The sequence below is a fragment of the Streptomyces atratus genome, assembly GCF_900119365.1.
Taxonomy (GTDB): Bacteria; Actinomycetota; Actinomycetes; order Streptomycetales; family Streptomycetaceae; genus Streptomyces; species Streptomyces atratus_B.
Genome location: NZ_FPJO01000001.1, coordinates 163074 through 182814, shown reverse-complemented (window position 1 = coordinate 182814; position 19741 = coordinate 163074). Strand labels below are relative to the sequence as shown.

At 72.5% G+C, this 19741-nt stretch carries 21 protein-coding genes and 1 pseudogene; 11 read left to right on the top strand and 11 right to left on the bottom strand.

The annotated features are described in order from the left end of the window. Positions 1 to 33: 33 nt before the first annotated feature. A complete protein-coding gene (locus BT364_RS00900) occupies positions 34 to 729 on the top strand; it encodes a class I SAM-dependent methyltransferase (RefSeq protein ID WP_072483107.1) in 696 nt (231 codons plus the stop codon). Positions 730 to 759: 30 nt separating this feature from the next. Here the strand turns inward: BT364_RS00900 and BT364_RS00895 are convergent, their stop codons facing one another. Next, positions 760 to 1107, bottom strand: coding sequence for a hypothetical protein (locus BT364_RS00895; RefSeq protein ID WP_072483660.1), 348 nt, complete (start codon positions 1105 to 1107; stop codon positions 760 to 762). 225 nt (positions 1108 to 1332) lie between these two features. On the opposite strand from BT364_RS00895, the gene BT364_RS00890 reads away from it, so the two are divergent. From BT364_RS00890 to BT364_RS00880, 3 genes are all read left to right on the top strand, one after another. Beyond that, positions 1333 to 2343 (top strand): slipin family protein, encoded by a 1011-nt coding sequence (locus tag BT364_RS00890; protein WP_072483106.1) that lies wholly within the window; start codon positions 1333 to 1335, stop codon positions 2341 to 2343. A 90-nt stretch (positions 2344 to 2433) separates the two neighbouring features. Beyond that, positions 2434 to 5358, top strand: a complete 2925-nt coding sequence (locus BT364_RS00885; protein WP_072483105.1) for a DEAD/DEAH box helicase — start codon at positions 2434 to 2436, stop codon at positions 5356 to 5358. After that, on the top strand, positions 5355 to 6659 hold the full coding sequence (locus tag BT364_RS00880; RefSeq protein WP_072483104.1) for an SWIM zinc finger family protein: 1305 nt from the start codon (positions 5355 to 5357) through the stop codon (positions 6657 to 6659). The genes BT364_RS00885 and BT364_RS00880 overlap by 4 nt, the downstream gene beginning before the upstream one ends. A gap of 29 nt (positions 6660 to 6688) precedes the next feature. Here BT364_RS00880 and BT364_RS00875 read toward each other — a convergent pair whose 3' ends face one another. Continuing rightward, positions 6689 to 7000 (bottom strand): hypothetical protein, encoded by a 312-nt coding sequence (locus tag BT364_RS00875; protein ID WP_072483103.1) that lies wholly within the window; start codon positions 6998 to 7000, stop codon positions 6689 to 6691. An 88-nt stretch (positions 7001 to 7088) separates the two neighbouring features. Then, positions 7089 to 7667, bottom strand: coding sequence for a TetR/AcrR family transcriptional regulator (locus BT364_RS00870; RefSeq protein ID WP_072483102.1), 579 nt, complete (start codon positions 7665 to 7667; stop codon positions 7089 to 7091). A gap of 87 nt (positions 7668 to 7754) precedes the next feature. Here BT364_RS00870 and BT364_RS00865 point away from each other — a divergent pair, with 87 nt between their 5' ends. Further along, a complete protein-coding gene (locus tag BT364_RS00865) occupies positions 7755 to 8303 on the top strand; it encodes an HXXEE domain-containing protein (protein WP_177327989.1) in 549 nt (182 codons plus the stop codon). Positions 8304 to 8372: 69 nt separating this feature from the next. Here BT364_RS00865 and BT364_RS00860 read toward each other — a convergent pair whose 3' ends face one another. Further along, positions 8373 to 8804: a DUF3574 domain-containing protein gene (locus BT364_RS00860; RefSeq protein WP_256259569.1), complete on the bottom strand. Its 432-nt coding sequence runs from the start codon at positions 8802 to 8804 to the stop codon at positions 8373 to 8375. A 355-nt stretch (positions 8805 to 9159) separates the two neighbouring features. Here BT364_RS00860 and BT364_RS00855 point away from each other — a divergent pair, with 355 nt between their 5' ends. Together BT364_RS00855 and BT364_RS41270 are read left to right on the top strand one after the other, a co-directional pair. Then, complete coding sequence (locus BT364_RS00855; protein ID WP_072483100.1) at positions 9160 to 9891, top strand: DUF7873 family protein; 732 nt, start codon at positions 9160 to 9162, stop codon at positions 9889 to 9891. Between the two features lie 32 nt (positions 9892 to 9923). Beyond that, positions 9924 to 10009, top strand: a pseudogene (locus BT364_RS41270). A gap of 330 nt (positions 10010 to 10339) precedes the next feature. Here the strand turns inward: BT364_RS41270 and BT364_RS00850 are convergent. Continuing rightward, positions 10340 to 10957, bottom strand: a complete 618-nt coding sequence (locus BT364_RS00850; protein ID WP_072483099.1) for a cysteine peptidase family C39 domain-containing protein — start codon at positions 10955 to 10957, stop codon at positions 10340 to 10342. A 13-nt stretch (positions 10958 to 10970) separates the two neighbouring features. Continuing rightward, positions 10971 to 12182 (bottom strand): pyridoxal phosphate-dependent aminotransferase, encoded by a 1212-nt coding sequence (locus tag BT364_RS00845; RefSeq protein WP_072483098.1) that lies wholly within the window; start codon positions 12180 to 12182, stop codon positions 10971 to 10973. Between the two features lie 86 nt (positions 12183 to 12268). Here BT364_RS00845 and BT364_RS00840 point away from each other — a divergent pair, with 86 nt between their 5' ends. After that, positions 12269 to 12937: a winged helix-turn-helix transcriptional regulator gene (locus BT364_RS00840; RefSeq protein ID WP_072483097.1), complete on the top strand. Its 669-nt coding sequence runs from the start codon at positions 12269 to 12271 to the stop codon at positions 12935 to 12937. Between the two features lie 66 nt (positions 12938 to 13003). On the opposite strand, the gene BT364_RS00835 is transcribed toward BT364_RS00840, so the two are convergent. Beyond that, the gene (locus BT364_RS00835; RefSeq protein ID WP_072483096.1) at positions 13004 to 13369 is read right to left on the bottom strand and encodes a nuclear transport factor 2 family protein; all 366 of its coding nucleotides are present in this window, start codon (positions 13367 to 13369) and stop codon (positions 13004 to 13006) included. 67 nt (positions 13370 to 13436) lie between these two features. Between BT364_RS00835 and BT364_RS39715 the strand changes: the two genes are divergently transcribed. Together BT364_RS39715 and BT364_RS00825 are read left to right on the top strand one after the other, a co-directional pair. Beyond that, complete coding sequence (locus tag BT364_RS39715) at positions 13437 to 14708, top strand: nucleotidyltransferase domain-containing protein (protein ID WP_072483095.1); 1272 nt, start codon at positions 13437 to 13439, stop codon at positions 14706 to 14708. Continuing rightward, positions 14615 to 15271, top strand: coding sequence for a nucleoside/nucleotide kinase family protein (locus tag BT364_RS00825; protein WP_072483094.1), 657 nt, complete (start codon positions 14615 to 14617; stop codon positions 15269 to 15271). The genes BT364_RS39715 and BT364_RS00825 overlap by 94 nt, the downstream gene beginning before the upstream one ends. Positions 15272 to 15302: 31 nt before the next feature. On the opposite strand, the gene BT364_RS00820 is transcribed toward BT364_RS00825, so the two are convergent. Then, a complete protein-coding gene (locus BT364_RS00820) occupies positions 15303 to 16199 on the bottom strand; it encodes a carbohydrate kinase family protein (RefSeq protein ID WP_072483658.1) in 897 nt (298 codons plus the stop codon). Then, entirely contained in the window at positions 16196 to 17161 is a 966-nt protein-coding gene (locus tag BT364_RS00815) for a pseudouridine-5'-phosphate glycosidase (RefSeq protein WP_072483093.1), read from the bottom strand. Before BT364_RS00815 ends, BT364_RS00820 begins: the two co-directional genes overlap by 4 nt. A 164-nt stretch (positions 17162 to 17325) precedes the next feature. On the opposite strand from BT364_RS00815, the gene BT364_RS00810 reads away from it, so the two are divergent. Then, positions 17326 to 17688 (top strand): cupin domain-containing protein, encoded by a 363-nt coding sequence (locus tag BT364_RS00810; protein WP_072483092.1) that lies wholly within the window; start codon positions 17326 to 17328, stop codon positions 17686 to 17688. 59 nt (positions 17689 to 17747) lie between these two features. Here the strand turns inward: BT364_RS00810 and BT364_RS00805 are convergent, their stop codons facing one another. Together BT364_RS00805 and BT364_RS00800 are read right to left on the bottom strand one after the other, a co-directional pair. Next, a complete protein-coding gene (locus tag BT364_RS00805; RefSeq protein ID WP_072483091.1) occupies positions 17748 to 19067 on the bottom strand; it encodes an MFS transporter in 1320 nt (439 codons plus the stop codon). A gap of 115 nt (positions 19068 to 19182) precedes the next feature. Continuing rightward, a complete protein-coding gene (locus tag BT364_RS00800; RefSeq protein ID WP_072483090.1) occupies positions 19183 to 19725 on the bottom strand; it encodes a methylated-DNA--[protein]-cysteine S-methyltransferase in 543 nt (180 codons plus the stop codon). Positions 19726 to 19741: the final 16 nt, after the last annotated feature.

Below are 19741 nucleotides of genomic sequence, written 5' to 3'. Positions count from 1 at the left end.
AACCACCGACAACGGCCGTTCGTTCGTGGGTACATGAGCGGAGAACTGGTGCGTGAGGGCTATTCAGGGACGGGTCCCGGCGCGATCACGCCGGACGGCTGCGCGGTCGAGCTGTACCGACGGCTGTCCGTCGGCGACGAACCGGAGGTGATCGCAGCCGCCGTGCCCGCCGGGGCGAGCATTCTGGAGCTGGGCTGCGGCGTGGGCCGGGTGACCCATCCGCTGATCGGGCTCGGCTTCGAGGTCACCGCCGTGGACGAGTCGGCGCAGATGCTGGAGCACATCAGGGGCGCCCGCACCGTGCGGAGCCCCATCGAGTCGCTGGACCTCGGCGAGGAGAGGTTCGACGTGGTGATGCTGGCGTCGTTCCTGGTGCACACGAGCGAGGACCGGGTGCGTGAGGGGATGCTGCGGACCTGCCGCAAGCACGTCGAGGACGGCGGCGTAGTGCTCATCCAGCGCGAGGGTGCCGACTACCACAGCAACCTGCCACGGGAGAGGACACATCCGGCCGGATACACCGTACGGATCGTCTCGGCGGAGCCCGTGGGGGACGGGGTGGACTCGGTGCATGCCGAGTACGTCTTCGACGACGCGCGATGGACCCAGACGTTCCGGTCGCGGGAGCTGTCGAAGGAGGAGTTCGAGGGGCATCTGGCGGCGGCGGGCCTGACCGTCGACCGGTATCTCACGGATGACGGAATATGGGTGCGCGCCGTGCCCGCGTAGGCGGCGGACCGCGCTGAACGGGCTGCCCGGTCAGTGGACCGTGCTGTAGCTGCGCCACGGCAGGGCGAAGAGCCCGTTGACATCGCTGAATGACGTCGCGAGGTACGTCGTCCCCGGACCGGTGCAGTCGCGCGTGCGGTACAGGATGATGTCGACCAGGGTGCCGTTGTTCACTGCCTTGGCGCCCGAGGGGGCGAGCCGGTGGCAGCCCTTCACGGACGGGCTGTTGACCATGATCACGGCGCCCCGCTCCGTCGTGTAGGTGATCGGCCCGACCGCGGTCCGGCCGAGGCCGGAACAGCCTGCGACGGTGAGGGTCAGGAGCGCGGTCCCGGCTGCGATGCCGAGGCGGCGGCGTCGGTGAGCGATCACGGGCATGGGCGGGTCCTCGTCTACGGAGTACGTGCTGACGCTGGTCACCCTGCCCCCTCCTCGGCGCCCCGGCATCCGGTGCGCCGCCGGGCGGGGGGACGGTCGCCGTGGCGGTGGCCCCTCCGTGTTCATATTGATTGAGACTGGGCATACCGTGGTAATAGCGGCTGAATCATATGATTCGTTCGATTCGGTCGCCTTCGATCAATTTCCGGCTTTCAGGGGGCCGTCATGGTCCAGGAACTCGTGATCGCGATAGTGGCGGCGGCCTCGGTGGGCACGCTGTACCTGGCTGCGGCGGCCAAGGTCGTCAAGCAGTACGAGCGGGGCGTCGTGCTGAGGCTCGGCAGGCTCCGTGACGACGTACGAGGGCCCGGCTTCACCATGGTGATCCCCGGCATCGAGCGGCTGCGCAAGGTCAACATGCAGATCGTGACGATGCCGGTGCCGGCGCAGGACGGGATCACCCGGGACAACGTGACGGTGCGGGTGGACGCGGTCATCTACTTCAAGGTCGTCGACGCGGCGAGCGCCGTGATCCAGGTCGAGGACTACCGTTTCGCGGTGTCGCAGATGGCGCAGACCTCACTGCGGTCGATCATCGGCAAGAGCGATCTGGACGATCTGCTGTCCAACCGCGAGAAGCTCAATCAGGGCCTTGAACTCATGATCGACAGCCCCGCGGTCGGATGGGGCGTGCAGATCGACCGGGTGGAGATCAAGGACGTCTCGCTGCCGGAGACGATGAAGCGGTCCATGGCCCGCCAGGCCGAGGCAGACCGTGAGCGGCGTGCCCGGGTCATCAACGCGGACGCCGAGCTCCAGGCGTCGAAGAAGCTCGCCGAGGCGGCGGCGCAGATGTCCGCCCAGCCGGCCGCGCTCCAGCTGCGTCTGCTGCAGACGGTGGTGGCGGTCGCGGCGGAGAAGAACTCCACGCTGGTGCTGCCGTTCCCGGTGGAGCTGCTCCGCTTCCTGGAGCGGGCACAGCAGCCCGCGCAGCAACAGCTGACCCCGCCACCGCAGAGCGCCCAGCCGCAGCGGCCGACGCAGCCGCAGCGCCATGCGCAACCGCCCCGCCCCGCCGACCGGCCGCAGCGCCCCGCGCAGGCCCAGCGCCCGGCCCAGACCCAGCCGAGGCCGCAGCAGCCGTCGGCCGTGGGGCCGGCGCCCATGCCCGCGCCCCCGCCCCCGGCCGCCGTTCCCGCACGGCCTTCCCGTCCGAAGCCGCTGGCCAAGCACTGAAGACCGGTTGTCGGACCCCCCGCCTAGACTCGCAGGAGTCATGAGGATCGAGGCGATCAAGAGGATCGGCGCGGGAGGGGAGGGGGACCGATGACCACGGCACAACACCAGCAGGACACGTCCGCTGCCCGCCTCCTGCGCTGTGCCGCCGTCTTCCTGCCCGCACCGCTGCCGAGGGCCGGGAGCGTCGCCTTCTGGGATCCCGACGGCGGTGCCCTCCCGGAGCCGGGCGAGGTCTGCGGACACCCCGCGGACCCGGAGAGTCCGGCACCCGGTGCGCGTACGGGGGAGATCACCGTCGTCCGTCGGCAGGGGCAAGAGGACGGCGTCCGTCGGCGCACGGTGCCCGCGGTCCTGCTGCCCGTCGCCGACGCGCTCCCGCTGCTGGCCCGGGCCCGGCACCAGGAGTCCGCCCACCCCGCCACGCGATGCTGGGGCGCCGCCGCGCTCCAGGCGCTCAACCTGGCGGCGCGCGGCAGACTGCTCCCCGGTCTGACGGACGACGACCACGACGCCTGGCGGGCCGGGCCGCGCGACGCCGAGGACATCGCCCACCTCCGGGCGATAGCCGCCGCCATGCCCGCCGAGGGCCACGCGGTCCCGCTGCCGGACCGCACCCCGCTCCGGGTCCCCGACCCGCAGTGGCTGCTCGGCTCGTTCCTCGACGCGGTCGCCGACACCCTGCCCCGTACGCCCGCCGCGGCGTACGCGATGGGGGCGCCCTTCGCGGCCCGCGAGGCCCAGCACCTGCCGGGAGCGCGTGACTGGGCGGTCGAGGTCGCGGCCGGGCTCGACGCGGGTGTACGGGTGTCGCTGCGCCTGGACCTGTCGGCGTACGAACTCTTCGACACGGCCGACGACGGGGCCGACGCCACCGGTTCTGCCGGGGCCGATGCCACCGCCGCGCGGCACGCCGCCGCTGCTGTCACTCAGGTGCACAGCCTCGCCGATCCGACCTACGTCACCGACGCCGCCGCGCTGTGGAACGGCGGGGCGGGCGAGCCCTTCGGCCCGCGGGCCCGGATCGACGCCGTGCTCGCCCTGCGCCGCGCCGCCCGCCTCTGGGCGCCGCTGGAGCGGTTGCTGGACCAGCCGGTGCCCGATGTGCTCGCCCTGACGGAGGACGAGCTGTACGAGCTGCTCGGCGACGCCGGAGCCCGGCTGGCCACGGCCGGAGTGAGCGTCCACTGGCCCAGGGAGCTCGTCCGCTCGCTCACCGCCTCCGCCGTCGTGCGGCCCGCGCCCGGCTCGGCCACCGACGGCACCTCGTTCTTCGACGCCGAGCAGCTCTTCGCCTTCGACTGGCAGCTGTCGCTGGGCGACGAGCAGCTCACCGAGGCGGAGATGGACATCCTCGCCGAGGCCCACCGGCCCGTGGTGCGCCTGCGGGACCAATGGGTCGTCGTCGACCCCGCGCTCGTACGCAAGGCACGCAAGCGGGAGCTCGGCCTGCTCGATCCGGTAGACGCCCTCGCCGTCGCCCTGACCGGCACCGCCGAGGTCGACGGCGAACAGGTCGAGGCCGTGCCCGTCGGCGCGCTGGCCGCCCTCCGCGAACGCATCACCGCCGACCACACCACCATCGCCCCGCCGCCCGGCCTGGACGCCACGCTCCGCGACTACCAGCTGCGCGGCCTGGCCTGGCTGGACCGGATGACCTCGCTCGGCCTCGGCGGCTGCCTCGCCGACGACATGGGCCTGGGCAAGACGATCACCCTCATCGCCCTCCATCTGCACCGCGCCCGTCCCGCGCCCACCCTGGTGATCTGCCCCGCCTCCCTCCTGGGCAACTGGCACCGCGAGATCAGCCGCTTCGCGCCCGGTGTCCCCGTGCGCCGCTTCCACGGCACCGACCGCACACTCGCCGGGCCCGACGGCGGCTTCGTCCTCACCACGTACGGCACGATGCGTTCCAGCGCCGCGCAACTGGCGGGCCACAGCTGGGGGCTGATCGTCGCCGACGAGGCCCAGCACGTGAAGAACCCCCAGTCCTCCACGGCGAAGGCGCTGCGCACCATCCCGGCCCCCGCCAGAGTCGCCCTCACCGGCACCCCGGTGGAGAACAACCTCTCCGAGCTGTGGGCCCTGCTCGACTGGACCACTCCCGGACTGCTCGGCCCCCTCAAGGCCTTCCGGGCCCGGCACGCCCGCACCGTCGAGAACACCGGCACGGCCGCCGGGCTCGCCAACGACGAAGCGGTCGAACGGCTCGCCCGCCTGATCCGGCCCTTTCTCCTGCGCCGCAAGAAGTCCGACCCGGGCATCGCCCCCGAACTGCCGCCCAAGACGGAGACCGACCACCCCGTCTTCCTCACCCGCGAGCAGGTCACGCTCTACGAGGCGGCGGTCCGCGAGACGATGGCGTTCATCGAGGCCTCGGAGGGCATCGCCCGGCGCGGCCTGATCATGAAGCTGCTGGCCTCGCTCAAGCAGATCTGCAACCACCCCGCGCAGTATCTGAAGGAGGAGCCGACCCGCCTCGTCGGCCGTTCCGGAAAGCTCGCCCTGCTCGACGAACTCCTCGACACGATCCTCGCCGAGGACGGCTCCGTCCTGATCTTCACCCAGTACGTGACCATGGCCAGGCTGCTCTCCGCCCACCTCGCCTCGCGTGCCATCCCCTCCCAGCTCCTGCACGGCGGCACACCGGTCGCCGAGCGGGAGCGGATGGTGGACCGCTTCCAGTCCGGCGAGGTCCCGGTCTTCCTGCTCTCCCTCAAGGCGGCGGGCACCGGACTCAATCTCACCAGGGCCGCCCACGTCATCCACTACGACCGCTGGTGGAACCCGGCCGTCGAGGAACAGGCCACGGACCGGGCGTACCGCATCGGCCAGACGCAGCCCGTGCAGGTCCACCGGCTGATCGCGGAAGGCACCGTCGAGGACCGGATCGGCGAGCTGCTGGAGGCGAAGCGCGCCCTGGCCGACACGGTCCTCGGCACCGGCGAGACCGCGCTGACCGAGCTCAGCGACCGCGACCTGGCCGATCTCGTCTCGCTCCGGAGGCCGGCATGAGCCCCCGCCCGCACACCGGCCACGACCCACGCCCCGCCGCGCGCCCGCGCCCCGGCCCCGACGACCTGCGGCGCACCTTCGAGGCCGTGCCGCCCCGCACCGGCGACGGCGAAGAACCCTTCGCGGACAGCTGGTGGGGCCGTGCCTGGGTGGCCGCCCTGGAATCCCTCTCGATGGACGAGGGCCGGCTCTCCCGGGGCCGTACGTACGCCGACAGCGGCAAGGTCGCCGCGATCACCGTCACCCCCGGCCGGGTCGTCGCCTACGTCCACGGCAGCCGCCCCCGCCCCTACCGCTGCGAGCTGCGGCTGCGGACCCTCGCCGACCCCGACTGGGACACCTTCCTCGACGCGGTCGCGGCCCGGCCCGGTCATCTCGCCGCGCTGCTCACCAAGGAGATGCCGCACTCGCTGGCCGACACGGCGGCCGAGGCCGGTATCGGGCTGCTGCCCGCCGCCGGGGACCTCGACCCCGGCTGCTCCTGCCCGGACCACGGCTGGCCCTGCAAGCACGTGGCCGCGCTCTGCTACCAGATGGCGCGGCTCCTGGACGCCGACCCGTTCGTCCTCCTGCTGCTGCGCGGCCGGGGCGAACGGGAACTCCTCGAAGAGCTGGGCCGCCGCAACGCCGCGCACTCCGCCCGGGAACGTCCCTCGGCCCCCGCCACCCCTTCCGTACCGGCGCGCGAAGCCCTGGCCGAGCGCTATCTCCCGCCGCTCCCGGCCCCGTTGCCGGTGCTGCCGCACCCCGCACAGCCGCCCTCGTACCCGAGCCTGCCCGGTGCACGGGACCCGCTCGCTCTCGATCACCTCGCCACGGACGCGGCGGCCCGCGCGCACGCGCTCCTCACCACCGGCGCCGACCCGCTCGCCGGACTCACCCCCTGGCAGGACGCGGTACGTCTGGCCGCGTCCCGTCCCACCGCCGGGCTCACCGCCACCACCCGCGCCCTCTACCGCGAGCTGGCGTACGCCACCGGCCGCACCACCACCGACCTGGCCAGGGCGGTCGCGGCCTGGCGGCAGGGCGGCGCCGGCGGGCTGGCCGTCCTCGAAACCCCCTGGGACCCCCCGGCCGGCCCCTTCGACCGGGCCCGCCCCGCGCTCGCGGCAGCCGGCTTCCCGCGCTTCCAGCCCCGGCGCAACCACCTCACCCACCCCGGCGGCACACTTCAGCTCCGCTTCGGCCACGACGGCCGTTGGTACGGCTACGAATCCGAGCCCGGCGAGGACGACTGGTGGCCCCGCGCCACTCCGGACACCGACCCGGTGAGCGCGCTCATCGAACTCAGCGGGGGCTGAATCCGGCCGGCACCGGTACCACCCTGCTCTCAGGAGTTCTGCAGATAGACGAAGAGAGCGATCAGCAACACGGCGGTGATCGGCAGCATGATCAGCCGTGCTTTGCGGTACCCCTCGTTGTCCTGCTGGGACAGGCCCTGGTCGGCACCGTGCACCGATGCCAGATGCTCCCCGGCCATGTCCACGATCTTCTTCATGGTCAGCAGTGACGGCGACCGGTCGCAGTGGGTGCATACGAGGAAGTCGCGGTACGGGTCGTACCGGAAGTCCCGCTCGATATTGACCGTGAGCACCTGACCGTCCGGTGTCGTGGCCGTGAAGTGACGTACTGGCGTGCCCATGTGGATCGTTCCCGTTCCGCGTGTGTGTACGGTCCCGTACCCGGCCGCGGCACAGTACCCGACCGGGCCGCGCCCGCTCCCGGCGCCGTCAGCGAGGCAGCACGGCATCGACGACATCCCGGGCGAAGTCCGGCGGCACCGGTTCGCGGCGGAGCAGCACCCGCATCCAGACCGCCCCGGCGATCAGGTCCAGCAGCAGCATCGGGTCGGTATCCGCGGGGAGTTCGCCGCGGGCGGCGGCACGGATGAAGACCGGCTGTTCACGGGAGAAGCGGTCGGCGAAGAAGTCGCGGGTGAGGGCGGCGAGTTCGTCGTCGGGCAGGCCGGTGCCCGCGGTCATGGCACGGGCGACGGGTTCGGTGCGCCCGTCGGTGAGCAGGCGGGTGATCTGTTCGGTGAGCGCGATCAGATCACCGCGGAGGCTGCCCGTGTCGGGGATGTCGATGTCGAGGACCCGGGCATGGATCAGGGCCGCCCGCAGGAGCGCCGGTTTCGAGGGCCACCAGCGGTAGATCGTCGTCTTGTTGACCCCGGATTCCTGCGCGACGGCCTCGATGGTGAGCCGGGCGTAGCCGCGTTCCGCGAGATGGCGCAGCGTGGTGTCGAAGATCGCCTCCGCGGCGCGGGGGCCCCGGCCCGGGCGGCGGTTCACGGTCGGGTCGGGCATGGGCGCTCCAAGGAAAAGCAACGCAACGTTGCGTTGCACTGTAGGGTGCCGTCATCGTACTTCGTACTGCGACGCAGGGGGCCCGGGATGGCGGAGGCAACGGTTTCCAAGGCGGTGACCTGGGGGCTGTTCGCCGCCTGGGTGGCCAATGACCTGGAGGAGCTGGTCACCATGGCCGGCTGGGCGCGGGCGGCCCGGCCCGGACTCCAGGAGCGGTTCCCGCGAGTGCCCGAGGCGTTCTGGAAGCGGATGGAGCTCTCGCAGCGGGACGTCGATGTCGCGATCGGCCTCATGGGCGGGGTCATCGCGGCGGCGTCGGCGGACGGGGCGCGCACCGGAGGCCGCAGCCCGTTCTTCCGGAGCGTGCTGGTCGGCTTTGGGGTGCACGGTGTCGCGCACCTGGCGCAGTCGCTGGCGTACCGGGGCTACACGCCGGGGGTGGTCACGGCGCCGACGGTCGTCATCCCGTACTCGGTCTGGGCCGTGCGGCGGCTGAAGGCGGCCGGTATCAGGAGCGGCGGCGCCGGCGCGACCGCTGCGGCACTGGCGCTTCTTCCGGTGACCGTGGCGGGAGTTCACGCGCTGGCGCACCGGATCAACCGGCCGCGCGGGCGCAGGGCCCGAGCGGCGGTGTGACCGGGCGACGGAATGGCCGTGCGGTCGCCGTGCGCCGGAAGCCGACGGCCGACGGTCTGCGGCCGGGTGTCAGAAGTCGGCGGTCGTGCGCTCTTCGATCCGGGCCACCGAGTCCTGGGCGTAGGCCTTCTCGTAGGCATCGCGGATCCGCTCGATCCGGGCGTCGCGCACGAGGGCCTCGGACGCGGGGTAGAGCAGGGTCAGTTCATAGCTGCGCTCCCGTTCGATGACCCCGTTGGAGTCGCGCCACTGCCCCCGGCCGTCCTGGATGGTCAGCCCGTTCGGGAAGCGCGGCGTGACCTCCTCGTCGATGAACGACAGGAATTGACGATCGGTCACAGCGGGTCCGCCGTCCGGGCGTTCGGTTCCGAGGAAGAGCCGGGTCTCGATGTAGGCCTTCCCGCGCGAGGCGACGACCTGCGCCGTGGACCGCGAGGCCGCGGGCGCCTCGTCGCCGAGTGTGGCGTACGCGACGGGCGTTGACACGGTCAGTACGGCCAGGGCGACGGCCGTCGTGGTGAGCGCGGTGCGCTTCTTCTTCGGGCCGGTGAGGCCCTTCGGGGCGGTGAAGCGGGGGAGACGAGGCAAGGCGGGGACCTTCGTTCGGCGCCTGGGAGCGGCGGTGACGGATGGTGTCCGGCCGCGGGCGGGGGAGAAGGCCGCGAGGGCGGAGCCCGTGCGCGAGCGGGGAGCCTGCGGGCCGGTGGCGCGAATGCGTGGGCCTCACTGTTGCAAGCGGTCCCCGTCCGGCGACGGCAAGGACAGGTGCGTCCGGCGGAATCCACCCGTACGAGAAGAGGCGGACCATATGAAAAGTGTTTGTCCCGGCCGGTTCGGCGTTGCTAGTTTCCTCGTTGTGGCGAAACTCAATCAGATCATCGCAGTGGAGAAGGGCGTCAAGTCCAAGGCCCACCAGGACCTGACGGCGGCTCATCACGGTCTCCAGAAGACCGGTCTGCTGGCCGGCATCTCCCGGACGTACCAGCCGAAGGACGAGGAGGGCGAGCAGCTGCCGCCCGAGTCGACGCTGGTGCAGATCAAGGCCGAGGACGTGCTGCGGGAGACCGCGGCGACCCTGACCCGGCTCTTCGATGTGACCGCCACGAAGGACTGGGCCAACTGCACGGCCCGCGCGGACGTGAAGGTCGACGGGCGGGTGCTCGTGAGCGACGTTCCGGTCTCGTATCTGCTCTTCCTGGAGAAGCAGCTGACGGACCTCAACACCTTTGTCCGCAAGCTGCCGGTGCTCGACGCCGCGGAGGCCTGGACCCAGGACCCGTCGACGGACTCCTGGAAGACCGAGCCGGTGCGGACCCTCCGTACGAAGAAGGTGCCCCGCAACCACGTGAAGGCGGAGGCCACCGACAAGCACCCGGCGCAGGTCGAGGTGTACTACGAGGACGTCCCGATCGGGTACTGGACGACGGTGAAGTTCTCCGGCGCCCTTCCCGCGCGGCGCGTCAACGAACTGCTGGACCGGGTGGAGAAGCTCCAGCAGGCCGTGAAGTACGCCCGCGAGGAAGCCAACGGCGCGGACGTCACCGACCAGCGGGTGGGTGATGCGGTATTCGGTTACCTCTTCGGGTGACCGACCATTGATTCCCCGGCCGACTCATTTCGGCCGGGGTGCGCGAGGAGCGCAAGCTGAAACTGAAGCTTGTCGTGACGACGCGGTTCCAGTGGAGGTTCGAGTCCTCCCCCCGGCATTCAGTGCCTCCCGCACATGAACGGGCCGGGGTGGCCCAAATGGCAGAGGCAGACCGCGATCAATCTCAGACTCTTGCTCCAGACTCAGCATTCGCCACCCATCGCCGAATCAGACGGGCCCGTGCCCATGGGCGTCGAGATGCCGGTTCGACTCCGGCTCGCAGAGCTTCGATCTGCGGTCGTCTAAAGGCAGGACGCGGCGACATAAACCTGACACGGGTCCTTAAAAGTGTCGGCGTGCCGAACGGGTGGCACACCAGGGCTCGGGGGCCGGCTACGCCCCCGGGCCCGCTCCCGTTCCGGACGGCGCGCGGCTCACGGCGTGCCGTTCACACCCGCGCGGGCAGCGACACCCCGCGCCCCGCGAAGAAGCGCTCGAAGTCGGGCAGCGCGAGCTCCGCGGCCCGCGTCCCCGCCGTCGTGCCCGACGGGTTGTGGAAGTGGACGCCCGTGCCGTCGGCCGTACGGGACGTCAGCAGCACCAGATGCCCGCCCCGCCCCGGAGCCGGCCGCCCGGGGTACCGGATTCCGTGGTGCACCGACGCCATGACCGTACGGCCGCCGTCCAGCAGACCGAGGATCTCCTCCGGTGCGAGATGGCGGTGCACCGTGGCGTCCACGCCGTGCACCTCACGTGCGTACTCGGCGAAGGGGGCGTAGATCAGCCCCTTGATCTCCCCCTGCGCGCCCTGTGTATACGCGCCGTACCGGAGCGCCCCGTCGCGCAGCGCGAACAGGGACGGGGCTCCGGCGCCGAGCGCCATGCGCAGGCAGGTCATACCGCACAGATGGCCTGACCAGCGCGCGTACTCGGCCGGTGACGCCGCGCCCGACTCCGCCCAGGCCGGGTCGGTGGCCGGATCGAGCCCGTCCTCCACGATCGGGCCGACCAGCCCGGACGAGGCGAACTGGGTATGGACGGGAAGGCTGCACGTGGAGCAGGTCACCGGGGGTATCCGATCACTGGCGGTATCCGGTCAGGAAGCGGCCGATGCGGCTGATCGCCGCGTCGAGATCGTCAGCGTACGGGAGGGTGAGGATCCGGAAGTGGTCGGGCCGCGGCCAGTTGAAGCCGGTGCCCTGCACGACCTGGATCTTCTCCCGCAGCAGCAGATCCAGCACGAACTTCTCGTCGTCGACGATGCGGTGCACCTTCGGATCCAGGCGCGGGAACGCGTACAGCGCGCCCTTCGGCTTCACGCACGACACCCCCGGGATCTCGTTCAGCTTCTCCCAGGCCCGGTTGCGCTGCTCGTACAGCCTGCCGCCCGGCGCGACCAGCTCCCGGATCGACTGCCGGCCGCCGAGCGCGGCCTGAATGGCGTACTGCGCGGGCGCATTGGGGCACAGGCGCATGGAGGCGAGCGTGGTCAGCCCCTCCAGATAGCCGCGGGCGTGCTGCTGCGGGCCGGAGACCACCATCCAGCCGGATCGGAAGCCCGCCACGCGGTACGTCTTCGACAGGCCGCTGAAGGTGAGGCAGACCAGGTCGGGGGCGAGGGTCGCCACGCTGTGGTGCTCGGCGTCGTCGTACAGGACCTGGTCGTAGATCTCGTCGGCGAACACCATCAGGCCGTGCCTGCGCGCCAGATCGAGGATGCCTTCGAGGATCTCGCGCGGATAGACGGCGCCGGTCGGATTGTTCGGGTTGATGATCACGACGGCCTTGGTGCGGTCGGTGATCTTCGAAGCCATGTCGGCGAGGTCGGGGTTCCAGTCCGCGGCCTCGTCGCAGGTGTAGTGCACGGACTTGCCGCCCGCGAGGGTCACCACCGCGGTCCACAGCGGGTAGTCGGGGGACGGGACGAGCACCTCGTCGCCGTCCTCCAGCAGCGCCTGGACGGCCATCGAGATCAGCTCGGAGACACCGTTGCCGAGGAAGATGTCGTCGACCCCGACGTCCGCCAGCCCCATCGCCTGGTAGCGCTGCGCCACCGCCCGGCGGGCGGACAGGATGCCGCGCGAATCGGTGTAGCCATGGGCCTGCGGAAGCATCCGGATCACGTCCTGGACGACCTCCTCCGGCGCTTCGAAGCCGAAGAGCGCGGGGTTGCCCGTGTTGAGCCGGAGCACGCTGTGGCCCGCCTTCTCCAGGGCGTTGGCGTGCTCGATGACCGGGCCCCGGATCTCGTAACAGACCTCGTCGAGCTTGCTGGACTGCCGGAATTCCATGCGGTGGCCTCCCCGACCTGATTGCGATACTTGGTTTTACCAAGCTCAGGCTTGGAAAGTCCAACAACATGTCTAGACTGCGTCGCATGCCACGTCAGCAACAGCCCGCAACGCGCCCGGTCCGCCGCCGGAGCTACGACCAGTTCTGCGCCACCGCGCGTGCCCTCGACTCCGTGGGCGACCGGTGGACCCTGCTGATCGTCCGTGAACTGCTGGCGGGCCCCCGCCGCTACACCGACCTCCACGCCGACCTGCCCGGCGTCAGTACGGACGTGCTCGCCTCCCGGCTCAGGGACATGGAGCAGAGCGGCCTCGCCACCCGCCGCCGGCTCCCGCCGCCCGCCGCCGCCTCGGTCTACGAACTGACCGCGCGCGGCCACGGCCTGATGCCGGTACTCGCCGCGCTCGCCGAGTGGGGTGCGCCCGCGCTGGCCGAACGGCGCGCCACCGACGCGGTGCGGGCCCACTGGTTCGCCCTCCCGCTGCTGCGCGCGCTGGACGGGCTGACCCATGCGGGGATCGTCGAAGTCCACCTGGACGAGGGCGAGTTCCATGTACGTGCCGGTGACGCACAGGACGGGTCGGCGGTCTACGGGGACGGTCCCGCCGCCCGCGCCGATGCCCGTATCGCACTCGACGTCGAGGCCTGCCTGGAGCTGGCGCGGGGCGGGCTGACCCTCGCCGAGGCCGTCAAGGGCGGGCGTATCGAGGTGTCGGGCGACGGGCCGCTCGCCGCCGAGCTGCGCGGCGAGTGACGGCCCGGCCCGGAGGTGTTCCCGCCGCCGGCTCCCGTGCGGCCACCGGCAGCGTTCGGCCGGACGTCAGTTGGCGAGCGTCTCCCCGTACGCCCCGAACCCGGAGACCACCAGCCCGTCGCGGAAAGTCAGCACCTCGCTGACCCGGCCGCCGATCTGGTTGCGGTAGTCGATCACCAGGGCATGGACGCTCACCCGGACGTCCACCAGCTCGAACCGCAACTCGGGGATGCGCTCCAGGCCGGTGGCCCAGTACGCGCGCAGCGCCTCCTTGCCGTGCACCGTGCCGGACGCGTCGCCGGTCATCTGCGCGATGACGGGCGAGCTGAACGTCACGTCCTCGTGATAGTGCGTCAGAATGCGTTCCAGATCATGGCAGTTCCAGCCGTCCAGCCACTCGGCGGCGAACGTGCGGGCGAATTCGAGGTCCATGGGGCAGAGCGTAGGAGGCGGACGCGCCGGGGACGGAGCGTTTTCCGAACGGCGGGAGGCAGAGGCCATGGACGGGAAGGAACCGCAGGACCGGACGGGCGCGTGCGTACTCGACCCGGCGCGCCGCGCCGCGTTCGCGCGGGAGCTGATGCGGGCGCTCACCGCGCACTGCCCCGGCTCGCGGGCGGAGCTGCGGGGCTCGCTCGCCCGTGGAACGGCGGACCCGTACAGCGACATCGACCTCGCCTGGACCGTGCCCGGCGACCGGTTCGACACCTGCCTCGCCGCCGTCCGAGAGGTGCTCGAAGCGGTTCTGCCACTGGACTCCCTGCGTACGGACCCCGATTCGCAAGACTCCCGCGAGCGGCGTCTGCTCTTCGCCGCCTTCCGCGGACTGCCGCTCTTCTGGCGCGTGGACCTGGAGATCGGGGCGTCCCCGGCCGCACCCGGCCAGGGCCACCCCGCGGCGTGCGGTGACGACTGGTCGCCGCCCGCGAGCGCGCTGGCCAACGCGGTCGCCGCGACGAAGGCCGTACTGCGCGGGCAGCCGGAGAACGCCCGGGGGCTGCTGGAGCGCGGCTTGCGGCGCATCGACGCGCCGGACCACGTCTCCGGACAGTGGTCCGCCGACATCCGCCGGCTCGCCGAAGCGGCGGCCGACCGCGAACCGCGCCTGCGCCCGCTCGCCGACCGGGTGCTGCGCCTCGCCGAGAGCCACCGGGCACAGCTTCTGTGGTGGACATTCCCCGCCGGTGTACGTGAGCGGGTCGACGAACCGGTCCTGGCGGGCCGGGACATCCGGGCCGTCCACGCGATGCGGGAGAGCGGCACCGAACCCCGTCCGGAGCTGCACGTGTGCATGGACGTGCTGGCCGGGCGCCACCGCGCGCTCGCGGACCGCATGCCGCCCCCGCCCCCGCCCCGCCACGACGTGGACACCCTGGCCGCCGCAGCCGGCGCCCTGCCCCGCGACCCCGTGGCCGTCGAGGCGGTCTGGGACGGTGACACCTGGGGCTGGATCGTGGTGCTGAGCGCCGTGCCGGCCCGGCCGTGGGAGGGCGTTGCCCTGGCCCACTTCCGGATCGGCGCGGCGGGGACCGTCGAGGCGGCGCGGACGGGCCGCGAACTGGCGGAGCGGCTCGGCGTCCCGTTCCGCTTCGCCGGCCCCGACGGACCCGACGAGGACGCCCCCCCGCTGGTGGGACGGCCGGGACTGAGCGCCGGGCCCGAGGCGATGATGGTGGGGTGCGATTCGAAGCGATCACCTGGGAGCGGCTGGCCGAAGCCTTCGCCGCACATGCCGACGCCCTCGAAGCCGCCGACGGCGGACCCTGGCTGAAGGTCGCCGTCGACGGCGCTCCGGCGGCCCGAACCGGGGAACTGGCCGAGCGCGTCGCGCAGGCGCTGCGGGTCCGGGGCCGTGCGGTGCTGGTCGTGGCCACCGAGGGATTCCTGCGCCCGGCGAGCCTCCGGTACGAGTACGGCAAGGAGGACCCCGACTCGTACTACGACAGCTGGTTCGACACGGGCGCGCTGTGGCGCGAGGTCTTCGGACCGCTGGAAGCCGGCGGCAGCGGGCGGGTGCTGCCCGACCTCTGGGATCCGGCGACCGACCGGGCCACCCGCAGCCCGTACCGGCCGCTGCCCGAGGGCGGAGTGCTGGTGGTGCACGGCCCGTTGCTGCTGGGGCACTGGTTCCCGTTCGACCTGAGCGTCCATCTGCGGCTGTCGCCGGGCGCGCTGCGGCGGCGTACCGAGGAGGGCGAGCGCTGGACCCTGCCCGCTTTCGCGCGGTACGAGGACGAGGCGGCGCCCGGCGACCGTGCGGACGCGGTCGTACGGGCCGACGATCCGCTGCACCCGGCCTGGACGGGGTGGGCGGGGCCGCGGCCCGACGCCTGATCATGGGTCAGAGCTGCGGGCCGGTGTCTCGTCATGGGCCGGGGCGGCCGCCCACGGTGGTGACCGCCTCCGCGCCCGCCCGGCAGCCCGCCGCCACGGCCGAGGCGTCGTCCGCCCCCGCCAGGTGCGCCGCGAGGAAGCCGCCGGTGAACGCGTCGCCCGCACCGGTCGAGTCCACCGCCCCGCGCACCCGGACGGCCGGGACGTGCCGGGTCACCGCGCCCCCGGCGGCGAGCAGCGCCCCGCCCTCGCCGAGCGTGACGGCCACCCGGCCGGCCTGGAGGCTCAGCTTGGCCGCTGCGTCGGCCGGTTCGGGCAGTCCGGTGAGCAACCGGGCCTCGTCCGCGTTGGGCAGCAGCAGACCGGCGCCCTCCGCGGCGGCCAGGAACCGGTCGGCGCCCAGCTGGGCGAGGAAGCCGGCCGAGGCCGGGTCGATGCTCACCGGGATCCGTCGCCGCCGCGCCTCCCGCAGGGCGAGCAGGGCCGTCGCACGGCTCGTCGCGGCGAAGAGGAGATAGCCGGAGAGATGGAGATGGGCGATGCCGTCCAGCATCGACGGTGACCAGTCGTCGGGGGAGAGGCGGAGCACGGCTCCGCTGTCGGTGAGGAAGGTGCGCTCGGCGTCGGAGTCGACCAGCGCGACGACGGTTGCGGTCGGCACGTCGTCGTCCACGGCCAGCAGGCAGCGCACCCCCGCCCGCCGCAGCGCGTCCCGGTGCCAGTCCGCGCTGTCGGCGCCGACCCTGGCCAGCAGCCGTACGTCGGCACATCCCGAACGGGCCGCCCAGCAGGCGACGTTGGCCCCCGCGCCGCCGGGCAGGGTATGGATACGGGCCGCGGTGTCCGTACCGCGGACCAGTGCCGTTCCGTGCCGGGCCACCACATCCGTGACCACATCCCCGACGACGAGCAGCCCGCCGTCGGTCATCGTCGGGCCGCCGGGTCCTGGGGCGCGGCGGCCCACGCGCCGGAGATCCGCGCGGCGAGCGACACGTTTCCGCGCACGGCCGCCAGATTGGCCTCCAGCGAAGCGCCTCCGGTTCCCCGCATCAGCCGGTCCAGCAGGAACGGTGTGACGGCCTGGCCCACGACGCCGCGCTCCCGGCACTCCTCCAGCGCCTCGGCCAGCACACGGTCGTGGAGCGCGGGGTCCAACTGGTCCGCCATGGAGACCGGGTTGGCGACGATCAGCGCGGAGCCGGGACCGCCGAGCTCGTCCTGGGCCCGCATCACCTCCGCGACCTCCTCGGGCGTCCGAACCGTCCAGTCGACCGGCTCGCCCGAACTGGTCAGATAGAAGCCGGGGAAGCGGTCGGTGCCGTAACCGAGCACTGTGACGCCCAGCGTCTCCAGGCGCTGGAGCGTGGCCGGGACGTCCAGGATCGACTTCACCCCCGCGCACACCACCGTGACGCCGGTCCGTGCGAGAAGCCGGAGATCGGCGGACTCGTCCTGGGTCCGGGTCCACTCCCGGTGCACACCGCCGAGGCCGCCGGTGGCGAAGACGCGCAGGCCGGCGCGTGCGGCCAGGAACGCCGTCGCGGACACGGTCGTCGCCCCGCTCGCGCCCGTCGCCAGGGCCGGTGCGAGGTCCCGGTGGCCCAGCTTCCGCATCGCGGGATCCGTGGCGACCCGCTCCAACTGGTCCTTCTCCAGGCCCACATGGGCCCTTCCGTCGAGTACGGCGATGGTTGCGGGCACCGCGCCCGCGGAACGTACGAGCCCTTCGAGCTCCTCGGCGACCCGCAGATTGCGCGGGCGCGGCAGACCGTGGGCGATGATCGTCGACTCCAGGGCCACGACGGGGTGGTGCGCGGCGAGGGCCGCCCGCACCTCGGCGGAGAGGGCGGGGGCGCAGGGATGTGCGCTGTGCGACGCGTTGGATGACATGTCCACATCCCTGTCGCGGGCGCAGTCGCCTCAAACGTGCGACCGGGGTAGCGGCCCCGTGCGGACCGGTCGGGCGGGCCGGTCGGCGGCCCGGGATTCTGTCGACCGGTCCTGGCGCATCCTGCTGCCGAGTCGTCTTCGGGCGGTCGCTAAGGTGACCGGCCATGACCACATTTGATCAAGCTCCTGCCTCGTTCGTCGTACACATTCCGGATGCCGAACTCGAACCGGAACCGCTCGACCCCGCGCAGATCGTCTCGGGCGACCCCGTGGTGACCGGCAAGGTGCTCTGGGAGTCGCCCGACGGCAAGCAGCTGCGCGGGATCTGGCAGATCACGCCCGGCGTGGTCACCGACACCGAGGCCAACGAACTCTTCGTGGTCGTGAGCGGCCGCGCGACCGTGGTGGTCGAGGACGGCGCGACGCTGGAGCTCGGGCCGGGGGACGCCTGCGTGCTGCGCGAGGGCGACCGTACGACGTGGACCGTGCACGAGACGCTGCGCAAGGCGTACCACATCAGCCTCTGAGGCATCAGGAGCCATCCGAGGCCTCGGGAGCCTCCGCAACCTCAGGAGCCTCCGAGGCCTCAGAGGTCGTGGGAAGACGCCGGTGCCGCGGGCCGGGCGAGTGCCCGGCGCAGTGCCAGCGTCGCCATCGGCAGCAGCAGACACGCTCCGGCCACGTTCAGCCAGCCGTAGCTCGCCCGGGCGACGATGACCCCGGCGACGGCTCCGCCGATGCCCGCCGCCGTGTTCATGGTCAGATCCGACAGACCCTGCACGGCGGCGCGGGCGGCCTGCGGCACGGAGTCGGTGAGCAGCGCCGAACCGGCGACCAGCCCCGCCGACCAGCCGAGACCGAGCATGAAGAGGCCGGCCGCCGTCCGCCCGTGACTGGCGCCCGCGGTTCCGGCCAGCAGCGCGGCACAGGAGAGCAGCCCGACCGCCAGACCGATCACCGCGAGCCGGCCGAAGCGGTCCGACAGCCAGCCCATCACCGGGGAGAACGCGTACATCCCCGCGATATGGCCGCTGATGACCAGGCCGATCAGCTGGAGTCCGGCGCCGTGGTGGCCCAGGTCGACCGGGGTCATCACCATGATCGAGACCATCGCGGTGTGCGAGACGGCCACCGTCACCAGCGCCAGCCGTGCCATCGGCGAGGCCCGGACCGCCGCGACTCCCGCACGCAGCGAACGGCCGGCCCGGGATTCGTCGCCCTGCGGCGCCAGCGCCCGCGCCGTGAGCAGCGGGTCCGGCCGCAGCAGCACCCCGACCACCACGGCCGCCAGCAGGAAGATCCCGGCCGCGAAGACGAACGGGCCCGCCTGCTCGGATATCGCGGAGCCGCGGAAGACATGGCCCACCGGAGCGGCGATGTTCGGCCCGAGGACCGAACCGATCGTGGTGGCCCAGATGACGGTGGAGATCGCCCGGCCGCGCCGGTCGGGCTCGGCCAGATCCGCGGCGGCGAACCGGGCCTGCAGATTGGCCGAGGAACCCGCACCGAACCCGGCCATGCCGAGCAGCAGCAACGGGAAGCTCTCCACGAGAGTGGACAGGACCACCAGCCCCGCGCCGAGCGCACCGATCAGATACGCCAGTACGAGACCGGGGCGTCGGCCGCGCGCGGTCATCAGCGCGGCCAGCGGCAGCGAGAGCAGCGCGGTCCCGGTCACCGAAGCGGTCGGGGCCAGGCCGGACAGCGCCTCGGAGCCGCTCACCTCCGTGGCCAGCACGGGGGCCAGGGCGATACCGATGGGCACGCCGAGGCCGCCGAGTATCTGGCTGCCTATGAGCACCGCGGACGTTCTGCGCCGCAGCCCGGGAAGGTCGGCCGCCGAGACCAGGGCGGCGGGACGGCCGGGCCCGGTGGGGGTGTCAGGTGCGTCAAGGGTGTTGGTCACTGGCGCAGTGTGCCAGTCCGTGCACGGGTACGAAACCGGGTTCGGACCGGGCACGGCGCGCCGCCACGGCGGCGGTCACCAGGGGCTCCCCGGTGCGAAGGCTCCGGCGGCCCTTTCAGAACAGCGGCTGGGGCAGCACACCCTCCAGCGCCAGCAGCTGCCGCTTGGTGTCGAGACCCCCGCCGAAACCGCCGAGCCCGCCGTCGCTCTCCACCACCCGGTGGCACGGCACCACCACCGGCAGCGGATTGGACGCCATGGCCACCCCGACCGCCTGCGCGGCACCCGGCCGGCCCACGCGCCCGGCCAGCTCCCCGTATCCGACGACCGTCCCGTACGGCACGCCCGTCGCCAGCTCGCGGAGCACCTGGCGGTTGAAGCCTGAGGTCAGCGACCAGTCCAGGTCGAGCGAGAACTCCCGCGACGAGCCCGCGAAGTACGCCGCGAGCCGGCGTATCGGCTCGGCGAGCCGGGCGGAGCCGGGACTCTCCACCGGCTCCGCGCCGAGCCGCGTCCGCAGCTGCCCGAGCGCCTTCACCCGCACCTCGGGGCGGGCGTGGAAGACCACGCTCACCAGGCCCGTGCCGGTCGCGGCAAGGAGCAGCGGGCCGATGTCGCTCCCGACGACTGCCCACTCGACAACTGCGTTGCTGTTCATGGGATCCACGGTACGG

Excerpts from the sequence above, each read along its gene's own strand:
- BT364_RS00900 (WP_072483107.1), top strand. The coding sequence starts at position 34 with ATGAGCGGAGAACTGGTGCGTGAGGGCTATTCAGGGACGGGTCCCGGC.
- BT364_RS00895 (WP_072483660.1), bottom strand. The coding sequence starts at position 1,107 with ATGCCCGTGATCGCTCACCGACGCCGCCGCCTCGGCATCGCAGCCGGG.
- BT364_RS00890 (WP_072483106.1), top strand. The coding sequence starts at position 1,333 with ATGGTCCAGGAACTCGTGATCGCGATAGTGGCGGCGGCCTCGGTGGGC.
- BT364_RS00885 (WP_072483105.1), top strand. The coding sequence starts at position 2,434 with ATGACCACGGCACAACACCAGCAGGACACGTCCGCTGCCCGCCTCCTG.
- BT364_RS00880 (WP_072483104.1), top strand. The coding sequence starts at position 5,355 with ATGAGCCCCCGCCCGCACACCGGCCACGACCCACGCCCCGCCGCGCGC.
- BT364_RS00875 (WP_072483103.1), bottom strand. The coding sequence starts at position 7,000 with ATGGGCACGCCAGTACGTCACTTCACGGCCACGACACCGGACGGTCAG.
- BT364_RS00870 (WP_072483102.1), bottom strand. The coding sequence starts at position 7,667 with ATGCCCGACCCGACCGTGAACCGCCGCCCGGGCCGGGGCCCCCGCGCC.
- BT364_RS00865 (WP_177327989.1), top strand. The coding sequence starts at position 7,755 with ATGGCGGAGGCAACGGTTTCCAAGGCGGTGACCTGGGGGCTGTTCGCC.
- BT364_RS00845 (WP_072483098.1), bottom strand. The coding sequence starts at position 12,182 with ATGGAATTCCGGCAGTCCAGCAAGCTCGACGAGGTCTGTTACGAGATC.
- BT364_RS00840 (WP_072483097.1), top strand. The coding sequence starts at position 12,269 with ATGCCACGTCAGCAACAGCCCGCAACGCGCCCGGTCCGCCGCCGGAGC.
- BT364_RS00835 (WP_072483096.1), bottom strand. The coding sequence starts at position 13,369 with ATGGACCTCGAATTCGCCCGCACGTTCGCCGCCGAGTGGCTGGACGGC.
- BT364_RS39715 (WP_072483095.1), top strand. The coding sequence starts at position 13,437 with ATGGACGGGAAGGAACCGCAGGACCGGACGGGCGCGTGCGTACTCGAC.
- BT364_RS00820 (WP_072483658.1), bottom strand. The coding sequence starts at position 16,199 with ATGACCGACGGCGGGCTGCTCGTCGTCGGGGATGTGGTCACGGATGTG.
- BT364_RS00815 (WP_072483093.1), bottom strand. The coding sequence starts at position 17,161 with ATGTCATCCAACGCGTCGCACAGCGCACATCCCTGCGCCCCCGCCCTC.
- BT364_RS00810 (WP_072483092.1), top strand. The coding sequence starts at position 17,326 with ATGACCACATTTGATCAAGCTCCTGCCTCGTTCGTCGTACACATTCCG.
- BT364_RS00800 (WP_072483090.1), bottom strand. The coding sequence starts at position 19,725 with ATGAACAGCAACGCAGTTGTCGAGTGGGCAGTCGTCGGGAGCGACATC.